Here is a 14,529-nt window from a genome sequence, read left to right on the forward strand (position 1 = left end):
GAGGGGTCCGGTATAAAAGAGGAGCGAACGACATGAAGCGAATACTGGTTCTTGTCTTCGGTATCCTGGCACTGGCTCTTGCCTCGCTCACGCCGGCAATGTCCCAGACCAAGGGCACCGTCTATTACATGGTCCCGACCCTGCTCGATGAATTCCAGACCGGCTCGGTGAGCGCGCTGGAGCTGTTCCTCAAGCAGGTCGGCTATGAGGTGAAAACACTCAACGCCGACAACAAGACCGACGCGCAGCAATCGCAGATGAACGACGTCATTGCGCTGAAGCCGGCGGCGATCATCCTGGCCGCCGTCGATTTCAACGCGCTGAAGCCGTCCATCGAAGCGGCGCGTGCGGCCGGCATCCCGGTGGTCGAGTTCGACCGCCAGATCACCTCGACCCCGTCCGATTTCACCTCGGTGGCGGGCACGGTCGAGATCGGCTACGTCGCCGCCGAGCAGGCGCAAAAGCTTCTGACCGCCAAGAACGGTTCTGTGAAGGGCAAGATCCTGCAGGTGCTCGGCGATCCCGGCGATCCCTACACGCTCGACATCCAGAAGGGTTTCGAGGAGAAGTTGAAGGCGTTTCCTGACGTCAAGATCATCTCGCTGCCGGCCATGCAATGGGAAGCCAGCAACGCCGGCACGATCGTTGCCGACCAGATGCTCGCCAACCCCGACATCGACCTGATCTTCAGCCATGCCGCGCACCTGTCGGTCGCAGCCGTCGCCTCGCTCGAGGCCGCCGGCAAGAAGCCGGGCGACGTCATGCTGATGAGCTCGAACGGCGCTCCGGTCGGTCTCGACCTGATCCGCAAGGGCTGGCTCAATGTCGAAGTCGAGCAGCCGCTCTACGCGCAGGCCGCGGCCGTGGCGATGTTCATGGACAAGATCGCCGGCAAGCAGGAAATCAAGCCTGGCGAGTATGACGTGCTCGGCTTGAAGTCGACCGTGACCAAGGAGAGCTGGGGCCCCAACATCAAGATCCCGGGCGCCGCCATCACCAAGGAAAACGTCGACAATCCGGCCTTCTGGGGCAACCAGAAGCCGCCGACGGACACGATCAAGTCTGTCGAATAGTCGCCTAGCGAAGCGCTCCGGGCCATTGCGGCCCGGAGCCTGCCCATTCACGACGCCGCGTCCCAGGACACCGTGGCGAACCTAAACCCGCGCCTGAACCCGACGAAATCGAGTTGATTTCTCAGCCTGATTTTCTCGGGGGCGCCAACCGGATCAGCCCATGAACCCGCGCAGCCGCAAAGCCCTGGAGTTCGTCCTCGACAACCTCGTCTGGTTCATGCTGATCTTTGTGCTGGTTGTCTTTTCCGTCTTCGTCCCCAACTACTTCCAGCTCGGCATCTTCGCCAACATCATCGAGGCCTCGAGCGTTCTCGGCGTGATGTCGATCGGCCTGTCGCTGGTCATCATTGCCGGCCATATGGACCTGTCGGTGGAATCGGTGGCCGCACTCAGCGCCATGGCGGTCGGCATCCTGTTCTGCTCATCGGGCATCGGCATGGGCATACAGCTCAATCCGCAATGGCTGATGGTTCCGGTTTCGCTGCTGGTTGCGCTGGCCGTCGGCGGCCTCATCGGCGCCTTCAACGGCTATCTCGTGGTCAAGGTGAAGATGAGCGCCTTTATCATTACGCTGGCGTCCTACATCTGGGTGCGCGGCCTGGTGCTGGTGATTTCCGGCGGCCGCTCGGCACAGGATCTGGCGCCGGCCATCCGCTGGTTCGGCATCCAGCGAATGGCCGGCCTGCCGCTGACCGCCTGGATCGCCGTCGCCTGTTTCGTCCTGTTCTCGCTGCTCATGGCCAAGACGCCGTTCGGCCGCCACCTCGTAATGATCGGCGGCAATGAGACAGCGACCTTCCGCGCCGGCATCCGCGTCAACCGCAACCTGATCATCGCCTTCGTGCTGGCTGGCGCCATCGCCGGCCTCGCCGGCTGGCTGCTCGCCATCCGCACCTCGGGCGCCACCGCCAATCTCGGGACCGGGCTGTTGTTCAACGCCTTTGCCGCCGTCGTCATCGGCGGCGTCAGCCTGAAAGGCGGCGTCGGCACCTTGCCCGGGGTCTATGCCGGCGTGCTGCTGCTCTCCTCCATCAACACGGCGATCAATCTGATGGGCCTGCCGGCGAATTTCACCCAGGTGATCCACGGCCTTTTGGTGCTCGCCGCCGTGCTGCTCGACGCCTTCAAGCAAACCATTCGCCAAAGACTGGCATAGGAGACGGCTGGCATGACAGGACGGCTCGAAAGCAAGGTCGCGCTGATCGTCGGCAGCGCGCGCGGCATCGGCAAGGGCATCGCCCAGCGCTTTGCCGAAGAAGGCGCAAGGCTGGTCCTGGCCGACAGCGAGGCCGAAGCCGGCCAGGCGACCGCGGACGAGCTCGGCGCGGATTTCATTCGCGCCGACATCTCGCAAATGGCCGATGCAGAAGCTGCGGTGGCGCTGGCGCTGAGCCGCCATGGCCGCCTCGACATCGTCGTGCAGAATGCCGGCATCTATCCCTGGCAGCTGATCGAAAACACCAGCCCGGACGACTGGGACCGGGTGATGGCGGTCAATCTGCGCGGCACGTTCAACGCCACGCTGGCGGCGCTGGCGCCGATGAAGGCGCAAGGTTACGGGCGCATGCTCTACACCTCGTCGATCACCGGTCCGCACGTCACCAGCCCCGGCCACGGCCACTATGCCGCCAGCAAGGCCGGCATCAACGGCTTCATCCGCTCGGCGGCGCTGGAATTTTCGGGCTACGGCATCACCGTCAACGGCGTCGAGCCCGGCAACATCCTGACCGAAGCGATCGAGCTGCATCGCGGCGCCGCCTACATCAAGAACATGGAGGATTCGATCCCGCTCGGACGCCTCGGCAGTCCGCGCGACGTCGCCAACGCCTTCCTGTTCCTCGCCTCCGACGATGCCAGCTACATCACCGGCACCACCATCGTCGTCGACGGCGGCCAGTTGCTGCCCGAAGGCAAGGATTTCCGGCTGCTGCCGCCGTGATCAGCCGGATTTCTTGTACAGCAGCAACTCAGGCCGGTACTCGAAGTGCATGGTGTCGTAGTGATACCAGCGCCCGCCCCAGATGAAGCCGTTTTTCTCGAAAAATTCCACGATTTCCAGCGGAATCCGGTTCTTGAAGGGAATGTGGGCCTTCGGGTTGGTTTTGTTCCTGTTGTTGTACCAATAGTCGGAGAAGCCGACATTGATATCGAAGGCCGCTCCGAACGAGTGAACGCTCAACCGGTCGGTGCCGGCGATCGGCCGCCAGACAAAGCCGCCGCCGGGCTTGAGCCCGTAACGGCTCAGCTCCGCGGGCATCGCCTCAAGCGCAGCGGAGACCTTGCCCAGCCGGTCGTTGATGCCGAAAATCCTGGTGACCTGCACGGTCTTCTTGCCGAGCTTCGGCAACCATTTGACGTTGGCGATGTGCTTGCCCACCTCGGCGGCACTTGCCCCGTAGAGCTTCTCGAAGAAAGGTTCATTGCGGATACGGCCGGGATCGAAATCCTCCGCCGGGACCAGCGCGCCCTCGGCTGCTCTGGGATAGACGTAGCGAAACATGTCTTCGATGTCGGGGCTCTCAAGCAGCGCGTCGGCGTCGCGCGCCTTGCCGTCGTCCCACATCATCGTGGTGCCGTCGGTCCAGGACAGCACATTGCCCGAGATGGTGAAAAGTCCGGGATAGGCCTTGAGCAAGGCAGCCTTGGCGGCCGGCTGGTCGACGCCGTCGCCCGCATTCCCTGCATAGGCGAAGCGTCCAGTGCCGACGATTGCCAATGCGAACAGCAACCGCAGCATCAGGCGCCCTGGATGATCCATCATTGTCCTGCCTTCCCGGAGGGCTTTCGTTCATCGTGCATTTAACAAGGCTGCTGTACCATGCTGGTCGAATCGAACGGGAGACAAATCGTGTCAAAAACCTTCAATGCTTTGATCCGGATGACGTTTACATTCATCTGCCTGGTCGGCCTGGCCTCGTCCGTCTCTATTCTTTTTCCAGCCACCGCATCCGCCCAGCGGATGCAGCGATGCGCCGACGAAGGCGAAATCTGCCGCCTGCCCTACCCCTCGGAAGTGGTCTACGGCGCGCGCGGGCAGACCACTTCGCGCTTCATCGATCGTCGTGCCGTGCCGTGTACGAATCGCGTCTTTGGCGACCCGGCGCCCGGCCGCGACAAGGCTTGCTATATCGTGAGGCGCGGCGGCGGTGACGACTTTGGCGACAACAACGACGATGACAATTACGGTGATGACGACTACGGCCAGGGCGGCGGCAGATGGGTGGCCTGCGCCTCGGAGGGGCGGTTCTGCGAGTTCCGTGGCCGCAAACTGGTGAGATACGGGGCGCGTGGCCAGTACGTCCAGGGCGTATTCAGGAACGGCGTCACATGCAGCGTCGACGCCTTTGGCGAGGATCCCATCCGCCGCGTGAAGAAGAACTGCTACGTCAAGCGATAGGTTGCACTGGGAAAGAAGTGCGGGTGCGGCTCATTGCGGCCGCGCCCGGCATTCGAGATATGGTCGGCCGGGATATGGTGGGCGATGACGGGCTCGAACCGCCGACATCTTCGGTGTAAACGAAGCGCTCTACCAACTGAGCTAATCGCCCGCTCCGGCCGGACCTTTAAGCGGTCGCAACCGGCTTCGCAAGGCCAAATGAACAGCTGCGAGCTTAGCCGCACAGTGGTTTTCGCGGGCAAAGTGCCGCCCGTCAAAAAACCTTCTCCTGTTTGCGTTTATGCTGTCCAGCTGCGCTTGACACCCGGTGGCGAACCCCTTATCCACCGCCCCAACGACGAACACGGCTGACACGTGCTCGTCCAATGCGCGGGTGTAGCTCAGTTGGTTAGAGTGCCGGCCTGTCACGCCGGAGGTCGCGGGTTCGAGCCCCGTCACTCGCGCCATTAATTTCAAGGGGTTAGCTACCGCCCCTTGAAAAGTTTCAACTCTCATTCTCCTGAGAGTTTCAACATTTTGTATTCGTTCCGTTCCAAGCCAAGCAGCTTTCTGCCCTTGCGGCGGCTGGCATCGGCTGAGCGGACGGCGGCCAGATTGACCGGCATATAGGTCTTCTGCAGCGCCTTGTTCCCATCGATCGAATTGCCCATCTTGGCCGAGATTGCCTCGACCGACGCGCCTCCGGCATTCGCCTCGACCGCGCCGGAACGCCGCATGTCCATCAGCCGCCGCTTCTCCGATGTCCCGAACACCAGCGTACGCAGATCGGCAAAGTCGTCGACCAGAGAATCCTTCGTGTAAGGCACGCCGGCGCGCGGCCGGCCGCCCCTCGGGCCCGGCGCGAAACCGCGCGAGCGAAAGATCGGCGCATCGTCAAGCAGGGTGACGCCTAGCGATTCGACATAGGCCAGCACCAGGCGCTGCGTGCGTGACGACAGCGTGCCGAAAGCCGCCTCGCCACTCTGCTGCGTGCAATCAGAAAACCCCATTCCTGTGCTGTCTGCATTGCCTGCGCCGGTGTGAGCGTGCGCACGTCGACGGGTGAGAAGCTCGTGTCCCACGCAACGGCGATGATGCAGGCCAGTCCGCGGTAGCCGGCGCGCCAGGCGCCCTTGACCATGCGCACCGCCTCGCCTGCCGTCCAGGTCTGGTGGCGCGGTGGTGGCGTCTGGCGGCGGATCGCCTGCGATGGGTCGGAGCCGGGCGGGCATAGCTTCATGCCGGCCATGACATTGTACAGCGAACGCCACGTCTTTACGGCACGGTAGGCGATGTCGACACCTTTGACCCGGAGCAGACGGCCATACCAGTCGTCGAGCAGCTCGAGGGTGATGTCGGCTGGCGGCAGGTCGGCGAAGTACGCCGCCTTGATCGCCGGCACCAGCCGTGGTTGTACCGGGAAGCGGATAGATGACGGTTGTAATGTGTGGGTTTGGCTCATGGCACCAAAACTCTATCCACCGTCCATCGGGCAGGGGATGGGCGCCTTGTCGTTGGGCGGGTGTGAATCTCGCCCTTGTAAGCACCTCCGCCGCATAGCATGAGATTTTCCTACTCCATGATCTCGTTATTTCCCGCATCGAGGGTGGATGAGGCTTAGAATAACGGCCTTTCTCCCCCATGCCTATTCGTCCAATTCTTAATCGCAGAATCGGCCGCCACAGGGCGAGAATACTTATAATCGGCGGCTTCGAAGCCGCTAGGCCCGGGCAACCCGGATACCCTCGGCGATGTTGACGCCATTACCCATCAGGTCGTCATCGCGCTCCTGCACGACGTCACCCAGGTGAATGCCAATCCGGAACTCAATGCGACGATCATCGGGCACCCCGGCATTGCGCTTAGCAATAGCGTTCTGACGCGCGCAGCGGACTGCTTCCACAACGCTGCTGAACTCGACGAGGCTCCCATCACCGCGATGGACAGACGCGAGCGTTGCCTGCCGGTCGCCTGGACTGCCCCCCGCGCTCCCGCCCCACACAGGATGCCGGCAAGCAGACGCTGAGCCAGGCGCCTCGCTGTCGAACGAGACTGCGAAGTTGTTTCCCCTTCGTCGCACGACGCGTCGCTGCTCTCACAATATCCGAATTCTTGAAAGGTCCCGATATTCCCGAACTGGACGGCCGATGTTGCGGGCCAAAGAGCGTTAAAAAACGAGGCGCCCGGACCAATCACATTGTCGAGACAGAATTTGCGCTGTCCGGGAATAAAACGCCGCTTGCCGTGGTCCTCCATGCTTAAGCTGCTGATTGACCTTGAAGGAACACCACACTGCAAACCTACACATTGACGAGCACGACGGGGTCGGTCGGCGCACTCCAGAACCTCTGGAAGGCGAGAGTTCGGCCGCCTGCGGCCGGCTGCACCCAAGTACACTGCCTTGTAACGTCGCCTCAGGGCATACCTTGATGTTATCAGCGATTGCCCGTCGGCCAAGGCACCGGTTTTGAAATTCGCTTGATGGCGTCCCTGCCCTTGCCGTTCGACTCCGTCGAGTCCTTGTGTGTCAATTTGTTGCGACGAGAGCTAGTCCCTGTCGTGCTGGTCCGTCTCGTCTCATCTCTTGGCTCTGCAAAAACCGTAGCAGCATGTTCGCAACCTGTTCACCATGTTGATTTCACGAGTTTCCGATTGTCGGCATATAAGAGGGAGAGGTCCGATGGATTTCATGTTGATGGTGAACATTGCCGGCGGCATCCTTCTGGCCATCGCGATCCTCTCGGTGTGTCTCGTCGGATGGCTGTTTTACCGTTCGGGATCCGGACAATTGAGAGGCGAAAGCTGTGACAATGAAAAGCCCGCCACCGTGCCAGACCAGAAAACTCATATTTTAGCCCCTGCGAAACAAAGCTCGCTATTCCGCGTTGAGGCTCGTCGAACAACGGAGCTTCACGAATGGATCCGGCAACTGCAGCTGTGATGATTTTGCTTTCTTGCAGTCCCGCCCAGGGAGTCTGCAAGCCACTCGATACATCACCGGCCATGTTCGGATCCCTTGACACATGCCAGTTGGCGTTAGCCGTGAGGCTCGAGGGCGCTCCCAACGGGGAGATCGTCGGGCGATGCAGTTCGATCGACCCTCCGCTACAGGTTCCGTTCCAGCCGGGTATAGCACGATTGTCGTCACGCGGGGCACAGGGGCGGGTGCGGTGAGCAGTCGCTACATCGTGCCACACAAAAACTGAAGCCAGCCACCGTGAGGCAGCGGGCTATTCATTCTCGACCGGACAATTATAGGCCTTGCCCTCCCTCTATGAAGCCATACTCGGCATCGTTGGCTTCGCGCTCGTCGTCCGCTTCGCCATCGTCGTCGCCTTCCCTGTCATCGGTCCCGGTGACTTCGATGCCACCCGCCAGACAGGGTTCGAGATCCGGGTCGGGCTCTACGAAGTCGAGCAGCTACATCAGGCGTTCTTCATCATCGATCGAGCGACGGACCGCCATGTCCGAGGCAGAGGTTCGTGGCTGGATAGCGAAGAATCGCACACGGCTTTCCCTCATTCGCATGGTTCGCAGAAATTAGCATGATCGCCTACTCTCATCTCGTCCGGCGTCGTCTCCCTCAAAGCAGCGCCGGTAAGGCTCGGCGCCCTTCTTGGTTTCTCCCCGTATGTCAAAAGGAGGTCGCCGGGCCTTACCAGGCCCCGCTGCTCATCGCTTGCGGGGTGTCCTGATGGCTGAGCTTGGCCCCGTGGCCTAACGGCCAGAACCAAACGTTCCGAAAAGCTTTCCCAGGCTGGCGGCAGCCGAAGCGCTGCACAGAGGGACCGTCAGACCGCTCCTGGCGCACCACACACAGCGGCACCACCAAGCTGTAAGTCAGGTCCATCGGCCCTGCTGATGAGTGCCCTCAGATGGATTGCGTTTGCCACGAAAAAGGAATCGTACCGGCCCGTTCTCAGCACGTCAGCCGGAACGGGCCATGGGCAGAAGCAGCCGACTAGCTAAAATCGCAAGACGACCGAAGGACCCCGTCGGCGATAGCACCGGACCCGACGGCGCCCGTGTCGCCAGTAACTACGGCAGACTCTTCTCCAGCCCCGCCGGCGGCGGCGGCGCCGGTGGTAGTAATCTGGGTCGTAGTCTGGGTCGTAATCTTGGTCGTAGTAGCGCCGATGGTTGACCGGCTCCACTTCCGCGTGAGTACCTTCGTTGTCGAAGGCGTCTGGCGCGTCGAGTTCTTCGAGAATGCCGCTTTTGGCCGCTGGAACACCGGCCAATGCGTTGATAGGCCGGACCGCGCTTGCAAAGGCTGCTGCCCCTGCAACGCCAAACATCGCTGTCAAAAAGGATCGCCGATGCATAGTAAACCTCCCAACTTACATGAGCTGAACGAAGCGCCCCGCCTGCTGAAGGAGCAGGCCCAGCGCACGGTAAAATAGAGGATTCGCCAGCCGCTCAAGCAACTCGCGAATCCTATCAGCGCAGGAAGGGACCTGGCTGCGCCGATCCAAGACATGTCAGCTAAGGACGACCGCCATTACCAGAAAGGTAACGGCTGTTGCAAAAATCGGTGCGAGCAACCATCGCGCCTGGCCAACACTTTGATCCATTTGTTCTCTCCCGTTGTGGAGAACCAACAACCTGAAGCCCTAATCCGTTCCGCCTAGTCCAAAGGTAAGACCATTGCGTTGTACGGTCGGACTTTAGACCAATCGGATTAGACAAAGGTGCGTAGGCGGGAACGTTTACCCCGGTTCAAAGTTGGTTGCCGGGCAGTGCGGGACGATGATCGTCGTGTGCCGGTCCTTGCAGGAGAGAAGATATGAAGATGCACTTTGTGAACACCGCCGCAGCCATGTTGCTCTTGGCGGGGATCGGCTCCGCCGCCGCTGACGACATTATCATCCAGCCGGAACAGGACACGGTCATCCGTGAGTATGTCAAGAAGCAGCCCTTGGCTTCGGTGAACCTTCCCGGCGTGGAATTGAACGTCGGGACAGCTCTGCCGGAAACTGTGGAGATCCACGAGGTCCCGAACGTCAAATACCGTTACGTGGTGGTCGACAACCGCACGGTCCTGGTCGATCCGGGCACCCGCAAGATCGTGAAAGTTTACGACTGAGATTTCGAACGAACCCACGCTCGCCACCCTTGGGTGGCGAGTGTGTGCATTCAAACGCTACTCAGCCGGACAAATTCAAATTGCCACTCAGCTGGACAATGAACATGACGAACCCTGAACTCGAGAGGACGCAAGCCCTGGTTGCCCGCTTGGCTGATCTCCAAGCAAGAATGCAGGCAGCACGTCTTGTTGGAGCCGAGGTAACAACCGTCCGAAAGGTTGCAGCCATAATCGATGACGGCTTGCGACAGGCCGGCCTCACACCGTTAGAAATCGCAGAAGGTCAAGAGGAACAGTTTAGCGATACTAAATGTTCGACTGGCTATGGACAGCCGAACCCTACTCTCAGCAGATCAAGTCAGAGCAGCACGAGCCCTATTGAACTGGCCGCGTGTGCGACTTGCCGCCAAGGCCAATCTTAGCGAGATGGTGATCAGCGCTTTTGAGAACGGATACAGGAAACCGCGTCCCCACAACATCGCCGCCATCCGCAAAGCGTTTGAGGATGCCGGAATCGTTTTCACCGTCCAAGGCACTCCATCGCTAACCCGCTCAGAAGGTGATAGCGGCCTAGCCGCCGATAATAGACGGTGGCGCGGCCGGGAGAAAAAAGGATAAAGGGGGAAAAGCCCGTGTACCCTCTGCACCCGATCTCTAAAGCGGCCGCTAACCACCCATTATGTCGCTCTACGGGATTGCTTTGGCGGACTGGCCACGTCACTTCCGCCATACCCAATGCAAAGCGATCCCGGCAGAGCTTGGTTACTGCTTCTGCACACGCGGCAGAAAAAGGTGGACGCTTGTTCCTTCACCAGCTTCGCTCTCTATCCGAATGTGCCCGCCGGATTGTTGGACGAAGCCATAAACCTGGCTAAGTCCAAGTCCAGTCCCGCGTCCATCGGGTTTGGTGGTGAAGAACGGCTCGAAGACCTGCGCCAGAATCTCCTTGTTCATGCCGCAACCGGCATCGCGCACGGTCATACGAACGCACGAACCCGCCAGTGAATGCACGTCGTCGATGTCGTCAGGGACATCGCTAGTCTCGATTGTGAGCGTTCCCACGCCGGCCATGGCGTCCTTGGCGTTCATCCAGATTGAGCATGGCGACATCGAGCTGGTTGGGGTCGACCAGAACAGGGCCAAGCGCCGCGTCCAAGTTGCGTTCAATTTTGATTGCACTCCCGAGCGTTCGTTCCAGCAGCATCGAAAGCTGTTCGATCCGTCCGTTCAGATCAATGCCTTCGGGCGTAAGCGACTGGCGCCGAGAAAACGCAAGCAATTGCTGCGTAAGTGCCCCGCCGTTCTGTGTTCGTTTGAGCAGTTCGTCGATCAGGATGGCTGATTTCGGATCGCCGGGATTTTCGGCGAGTTGCTTTTGCAGGAGCCGCAGGCCCGAGTCGAACGCTGCTATCAGATTTTTGATATCGTGAACTATGCCGGCTGCGAGGCGGCCAATTGCTCCGAGCTTCTGGGATTGACGTCGACGTTCCTCCTGCGCACGCTGCGAGGAAACGTTCCGAAGGCTGGCAAGGAGAGCAGGTGTCCCGTCCCAGTTAACCTCCACGACCCAGACGGCCATACGGATAGTCAACGCCCGTGTGGGCCGGTAAGCATTCGAATGCACTCTGCGCGCAAGTGAACCCCTTGCGCTAACGCTTCGACGCGCCATCAAAGCATTGACCGCGCGGTAAAAGGAGCGTGCACCAAGTGAGGCCGGTTTCGTTTGGGGCCTGCGTTTGGCCTGGGGCAAGGCGGCCCCGCCTGCCGCATCAAAAAGAAGCAAGCCAGACAGGCTTGGTATCAACCTGCTGATCATTTCCGCCGCGCCACCATGGCAAAACATGTTTGGGGGGCGATCGCACCGCTGATGGTCAGCGAAGGCCAACAAGTGGTCCGGCTACCCTTGGAGCCAATCCGCATTTCTGGCGATTTTCCCCTGGAGCAATCAGTGCATTGACATGAACTCGGCCGTTTTATTGGTCCTTGCTGAGTGCAGGTAATCGTGCCGGAACTCAGCAAGAAAGGCCAGTCCTTCCCAATCATGGATGGTCAATTGGCCATTCACAAGTGATGTAAGGCGCTTCTCCCGAAGAGACTTGAGCGTGCGGTTGATGTGGACTGCCGACAGCCCTGTCGCCTCGCCAAGGTCAGCTTGAGTCACAGCAAAAGCGCAGGTTTGATCGGACGCGAGTCCGGCGTCTTCCATACGTAGCATGATTTCACAGAGAAGGTGGGCCACTCGGCCAAGCGCTTGGCGCTTCCCGACATTAACCACCCATTCGCGGAAAATCGATGCATCAACCAGTGTCGTTCGCCAAAGATTTGCCGCCAGCCTGGGGTGGCGTTCGCAGAGCAGCCGTATAGCCGAGTGATCTATGAAGCCAACACTGCAAGCGCTCACCGTTCGAACGTCGCTATCCAACAGATCGAGGTGCAGGCTCAACAGATCGGGCATGTCGCCAGGCACATGATAAGCAGTGACCTGACGCTTCCCGTCTCCTGTTACCTTCGAGGTGCTGGCTAAGCCAGCCAGGACCATTATGCACCGGGACGGCTGGTCGCCTTCCCGAACCAAGTTCTGGTTTGCGCCAATCGCAACGATCCTTATTCTTACCGCGTCGAGAGCTTGACGCTCACCTGACGTGAGGGTGAAGGCACGATGGAACTTGGCGGTTAATGGGCTTTGATAAAGCATGTCGGCTCTCCGTTTGGGCGGGAGCGCTATGGTCTCTCAGTCACCCGCGGCCAGCAGAACGCGAATGATGCCCGACCTTATATCATAAACACCGGACCGACTTAACCTGTGATAAGTCTGGCACTGCTTCGGATGGTCCTTTCCTCCATCGGCAAACACAGGCTCAACAGGATTGGTGCTTACGAGGGAAGCGGCCCATCATCGGGCCTCGAGTTGCGCAGCTGCGGCAGCAGCTATAATAGATCGTTCTCAAATTCGAGGACTCACACCATGACCGACGCCCCCGACCACGCCCCTGAACTGGTAGAACTCACGGCGGATGTGGTATCGGCGTACGTCAGCAACAATCCCGTGCCGGTCGCGGGTTTGGCGGACCTGATAGCCTCAGTGCACGCGTCGCTGTCTGGGATTGGCCATCGCGTGGCTGCCGCGACCGAAGAACCAGTGCCTGCGGTAAATCCGAAGAAGTCAGTATTTCCCGATTACATCATCTGTCTTGAAGATGGTAAGCGGTTCAAAACCCTTCGGCGACATCTGCGCGTGGATTTCGGTCTCACTCCTGACGCGTATCGAACAAAGTGGAACTTGCCATCCACTTATCCGATGGTCGCTCCCAACTATGCGGCCTCACGGTCTGCCATGGCGAAGTCGATCGGTCTGGGTAGGAAGGCACCGCAGCCCACGGCAACTGTAACGGGCAAGGCAAGGCCGGCGGCTAAGGCTAAAGCGTAGCTTCCGCGATCACACCATTACCACTGCGGCACCAATCGACGATGTATGCATCGCGGCGGACCTGTCCGCTCTTGGCCGGTGCCCACCCAGGTTCCCCAACCCATGGCGCCGGCCATTTGTGGCCCACACCTCAGTTTCGTATTGCTGCCCAAACTCTTCTTGTTGAAGACCGCTTACGACGTTACAATCCCGTTTGGCCTGATTGCTGGGAGGCAACGCCCTGGCTGATATAATTCCAATTCGCAAAGCACGCCCTTGTGTCGAAGTTGGCGAAGCCTGTGGCGAGTGGTTTGTTCGCGTGGTCGAGGAAGACCAGGAACTCACCCGATCATTCAAGCTCGAATCCTATGCTTTGGCCTTTGCAGAAGGCCAAAGGTCGCGTCTGCATCTCAACACGTTTTCCCGGCTGTAGAGTAGCGCGATGCAGATGTCCGCAGGGTTACTGGCGAATTTGGGCGATAGCATCGAAGCCATTGCCGCCCACATTGCGACCATGGAAACGCGACAACTGCACCAATTGCTCAAGTCGTTGCCATCGAGATCGGAAATCGCCAGCGCGGAAATGGTGATGGGCACCCTGGTCTATCGCGAGATTGAACTGCGCCGCCGGCGGGGGACGGGCGGCAACGTGTTGCCCTTTCCGGGTCTCGTGACTCCACCTATTCAGCAGTAGATAGCGGCGCCGGACCTGTAAAGGCCGCCGCAATTAAGCAACGGGCCTGAGGGCGGGGTAGCGTCTTGATGCCAAGAAACCCCGCCGCGCGCGCAACAGCGGGTTTTCGTAGTCACGGCTACATCCGAGGAATCGACCGCTTAAGGCAGAATTGCTTGGTTGTCGTCGCGTTTCCATACCATTAGATCAACTGTGCCAGATGAAGACGTAAAAAAACCCGTTGCCAATTACGGCAACGGGCTTGAGCTACCGGGTAGGGTCAGGAAGGCAATATGTAGACCCAACAACACGATGCGCCACCCCTCATGATCGAGGTCTTAACCGAACCGCGACAATTCTAACCATCTTGTCGACGTGTGAATAACTTTGCTGACTCCAGATCATCGGCAGGGAAGACGTGATTTGACCTTGGCGGAACAGCCGCTCACGATGAGACGGCTTGGGAAGGCGCGAGATGCAAGTATGCAAAGACATGATTGTGGTGCCGCCGATCGGCGCACAGTTCGAGACGCCTGAATTCCTCGCCGAGATCAGCGCCCTGCTTGATGAGGCCTATCCCGACTACGATTTCTTCACGATCACCACCATAAGCAAGTTTCGGGATGACAGCTTCGTGTTGATCCCGCTGCTCGGCAGCGTCGGTGGTGAAGGCTCCGTTTTAGCGGCTTACCCGGATATGACGGCAATGCAGGAGATGGGCAATCTCCTGTTCAAGCACATCATCGGCCATCACCATCGCGACATTAGGTGCCGCACGTGGCCCCAATCCGTTCCCGGACCTCCGTCTCACATCTGCCCTGGCGGCTAATCCTTTAGCGCATCCGCGCCGCTATCGTCGTCGCGATGACGTTGACGAAGGCGCTTCAGCAGATCGCGTGAGGCTTGGATCGCCCT

At 59.8% G+C, this 14,529-nt stretch carries 17 protein-coding genes, 2 tRNA genes and 1 pseudogene; 12 read left to right on the forward strand and 8 right to left on the reverse strand.

The window, feature by feature from the left end:
• Positions 1–32 precede the first annotated feature (32 nt).
• From X727_RS152370 to X727_RS152360, 3 genes are all read left to right on the forward strand, one after another.
• On the forward strand, positions 33–1,073 hold the full coding sequence (locus tag X727_RS152370) for a sugar ABC transporter substrate-binding protein (RefSeq protein ID WP_023684845.1): 1,041 nt from the start codon (positions 33–35) through the stop codon (positions 1,071–1,073).
• A 160-nt stretch (positions 1,074–1,233) separates the two neighbouring features.
• The gene (locus tag X727_RS152365; RefSeq protein ID WP_023706422.1) at positions 1,234–2,229 is read left to right on the forward strand and encodes an ABC transporter permease; all 996 of its coding nucleotides are present in this window, start codon (positions 1,234–1,236) and stop codon (positions 2,227–2,229) included.
• A 12-nt stretch (positions 2,230–2,241) separates the two neighbouring features.
• A complete protein-coding gene (locus X727_RS152360) occupies positions 2,242–3,012 on the forward strand; it encodes an SDR family oxidoreductase (protein ID WP_023834189.1) in 771 nt (256 codons plus the stop codon).
• Here X727_RS152360 and X727_RS152355 read toward each other — a convergent pair whose 3' ends face one another.
• A complete protein-coding gene (locus X727_RS152355; protein WP_155923561.1) occupies positions 3,013–3,834 on the reverse strand; it encodes a M15 family metallopeptidase in 822 nt (273 codons plus the stop codon).
• 57 nt (positions 3,835–3,891) lie between these two features.
• Between X727_RS152355 and X727_RS152350 the strand changes: the two genes are divergently transcribed.
• Positions 3,892–4,470: a hypothetical protein gene (locus X727_RS152350; RefSeq protein ID WP_245274159.1), complete on the forward strand. Its 579-nt coding sequence runs from the start codon at positions 3,892–3,894 to the stop codon at positions 4,468–4,470.
• 75 nt (positions 4,471–4,545) lie between these two features.
• Here the strand turns inward: X727_RS152350 and X727_RS152345 are convergent.
• A tRNA-Val gene (locus X727_RS152345) sits at positions 4,546–4,621 on the reverse strand.
• A gap of 218 nt (positions 4,622–4,839) precedes the next feature.
• On the opposite strand from X727_RS152345, the gene X727_RS152340 reads away from it, so the two are divergent.
• Positions 4,840–4,916, forward strand: a tRNA-Asp gene (locus X727_RS152340).
• Between the two features lie 45 nt (positions 4,917–4,961).
• Here X727_RS152340 and X727_RS152335 read toward each other — a convergent pair.
• The 3 genes and pseudogenes from X727_RS152335 to X727_RS152325 form a co-directional block, all read right to left on the reverse strand.
• Entirely contained in the window at positions 4,962–5,384 is a 423-nt protein-coding gene (locus tag X727_RS152335; protein WP_023745951.1) for a hypothetical protein, read from the reverse strand.
• Positions 5,360–5,911 carry a hypothetical protein gene (locus tag X727_RS152330; RefSeq protein WP_155923563.1) on the reverse strand — a complete coding sequence of 184 codons (552 nt, stop codon included), beginning with the start codon at positions 5,909–5,911 and terminating at the stop codon, positions 5,360–5,362. The genes X727_RS152335 and X727_RS152330 overlap by 25 nt, the downstream gene beginning before the upstream one ends.
• 276 nt (positions 5,912–6,187) lie before the next feature.
• Positions 6,188–6,385, reverse strand: a pseudogene (locus X727_RS152325) (adenylate/guanylate cyclase domain-containing protein); the annotation flags it as partial.
• A 744-nt stretch (positions 6,386–7,129) separates the two neighbouring features.
• On the opposite strand from X727_RS152325, the gene X727_RS152320 reads away from it, so the two are divergent.
• From X727_RS152320 to X727_RS1000000166365, 4 genes are all read left to right on the forward strand, one after another.
• Positions 7,130–7,390: a hypothetical protein gene (locus X727_RS152320; protein ID WP_023745949.1), complete on the forward strand. Its 261-nt coding sequence runs from the start codon at positions 7,130–7,132 to the stop codon at positions 7,388–7,390.
• 320 nt (positions 7,391–7,710) lie between these two features.
• Positions 7,711–7,998, forward strand: coding sequence for a hypothetical protein (locus tag X727_RS152315; protein ID WP_023745948.1), 288 nt, complete (start codon positions 7,711–7,713; stop codon positions 7,996–7,998).
• Between the two features lie 1,237 nt (positions 7,999–9,235).
• A complete protein-coding gene (locus tag X727_RS152305) occupies positions 9,236–9,535 on the forward strand; it encodes a DUF1236 domain-containing protein (RefSeq protein WP_023669226.1) in 300 nt (99 codons plus the stop codon).
• A 324-nt stretch (positions 9,536–9,859) separates the two neighbouring features.
• Positions 9,860–10,153, forward strand: a complete 294-nt coding sequence (locus X727_RS1000000166365) for a helix-turn-helix transcriptional regulator (protein ID WP_081726104.1) — start codon at positions 9,860–9,862, stop codon at positions 10,151–10,153.
• A gap of 144 nt (positions 10,154–10,297) precedes the next feature.
• On the opposite strand, the gene X727_RS1000000165580 is transcribed toward X727_RS1000000166365, so the two are convergent.
• The 3 genes from X727_RS1000000165580 to X727_RS152300 form a co-directional block, all read right to left on the reverse strand.
• The gene (locus X727_RS1000000165580; protein ID WP_196814989.1) at positions 10,298–10,624 is read right to left on the reverse strand and encodes an ATP-binding protein; all 327 of its coding nucleotides are present in this window, start codon (positions 10,622–10,624) and stop codon (positions 10,298–10,300) included.
• The gene (locus tag X727_RS1000000167915; protein ID WP_155923564.1) at positions 10,572–11,114 is read right to left on the reverse strand and encodes a hypothetical protein; all 543 of its coding nucleotides are present in this window, start codon (positions 11,112–11,114) and stop codon (positions 10,572–10,574) included. The genes X727_RS1000000165580 and X727_RS1000000167915 overlap by 53 nt, the downstream gene beginning before the upstream one ends.
• 366 nt (positions 11,115–11,480) lie before the next feature.
• Positions 11,481–12,230: a Crp/Fnr family transcriptional regulator gene (locus tag X727_RS152300; protein WP_023708903.1), complete on the reverse strand. Its 750-nt coding sequence runs from the start codon at positions 12,228–12,230 to the stop codon at positions 11,481–11,483.
• Positions 12,231–12,500: 270 nt separating this feature from the next.
• On the opposite strand from X727_RS152300, the gene X727_RS152295 reads away from it, so the two are divergent.
• The 3 genes from X727_RS152295 to X727_RS152280 all read left to right on the forward strand — a co-directional run bounded on the left by X727_RS152295 (position 12,501) and on the right by X727_RS152280 (position 14,443).
• A complete protein-coding gene (locus X727_RS152295) occupies positions 12,501–12,962 on the forward strand; it encodes a MucR family transcriptional regulator (RefSeq protein ID WP_023708904.1) in 462 nt (153 codons plus the stop codon).
• A 421-nt stretch (positions 12,963–13,383) separates the two neighbouring features.
• A complete protein-coding gene (locus X727_RS152285) occupies positions 13,384–13,635 on the forward strand; it encodes a hypothetical protein (protein WP_023708906.1) in 252 nt (83 codons plus the stop codon).
• Positions 13,636–14,074: 439 nt separating this feature from the next.
• Positions 14,075–14,443, forward strand: a complete 369-nt coding sequence (locus X727_RS152280; protein ID WP_155923565.1) for a hypothetical protein — start codon at positions 14,075–14,077, stop codon at positions 14,441–14,443.
• Positions 14,444–14,529: the final 86 nt, after the last annotated feature.

It is taken from the genome of Mesorhizobium sp. L103C105A0, from assembly GCF_000502215.1.
Lineage (GTDB): Bacteria > Pseudomonadota > Alphaproteobacteria > Rhizobiales > Rhizobiaceae > Mesorhizobium.

Bases quoted from the DNA above. Each gene is read 5' to 3' on its own strand.
- X727_RS1000000166365 (WP_081726104.1), top strand. From the start codon at position 9,860: ATGGACAGCCGAACCCTACTCTCAGCAGATCAAGTCAGAGCAGCACGA.
- X727_RS152355 (WP_155923561.1), bottom strand. From the start codon at position 3,834: ATGATGGATCATCCAGGGCGCCTGATGCTGCGGTTGCTGTTCGCATTG.
- X727_RS152300 (WP_023708903.1), bottom strand. From the start codon at position 12,230: ATGCTTTATCAAAGCCCATTAACCGCCAAGTTCCATCGTGCCTTCACC.
- X727_RS152285 (WP_023708906.1), top strand. From the start codon at position 13,384: ATGCAGATGTCCGCAGGGTTACTGGCGAATTTGGGCGATAGCATCGAA.
- X727_RS1000000167915 (WP_155923564.1), bottom strand. From the start codon at position 11,114: ATGGCCGTCTGGGTCGTGGAGGTTAACTGGGACGGGACACCTGCTCTC.
- X727_RS152350 (WP_245274159.1), top strand. From the start codon at position 3,892: ATGCTGGTCGAATCGAACGGGAGACAAATCGTGTCAAAAACCTTCAAT.
- X727_RS152360 (WP_023834189.1), top strand. From the start codon at position 2,242: ATGACAGGACGGCTCGAAAGCAAGGTCGCGCTGATCGTCGGCAGCGCG.
- X727_RS152370 (WP_023684845.1), top strand. From the start codon at position 33: ATGAAGCGAATACTGGTTCTTGTCTTCGGTATCCTGGCACTGGCTCTT.
- X727_RS1000000165580 (WP_196814989.1), bottom strand. From the start codon at position 10,624: ATGAACGCCAAGGACGCCATGGCCGGCGTGGGAACGCTCACAATCGAG.
- X727_RS152320 (WP_023745949.1), top strand. From the start codon at position 7,130: ATGGATTTCATGTTGATGGTGAACATTGCCGGCGGCATCCTTCTGGCC.
- X727_RS152295 (WP_023708904.1), top strand. From the start codon at position 12,501: ATGACCGACGCCCCCGACCACGCCCCTGAACTGGTAGAACTCACGGCG.
- X727_RS152365 (WP_023706422.1), top strand. From the start codon at position 1,234: ATGAACCCGCGCAGCCGCAAAGCCCTGGAGTTCGTCCTCGACAACCTC.
- X727_RS152330 (WP_155923563.1), bottom strand. From the start codon at position 5,911: ATGAGCCAAACCCACACATTACAACCGTCATCTATCCGCTTCCCGGTA.
- X727_RS152305 (WP_023669226.1), top strand. From the start codon at position 9,236: ATGAAGATGCACTTTGTGAACACCGCCGCAGCCATGTTGCTCTTGGCG.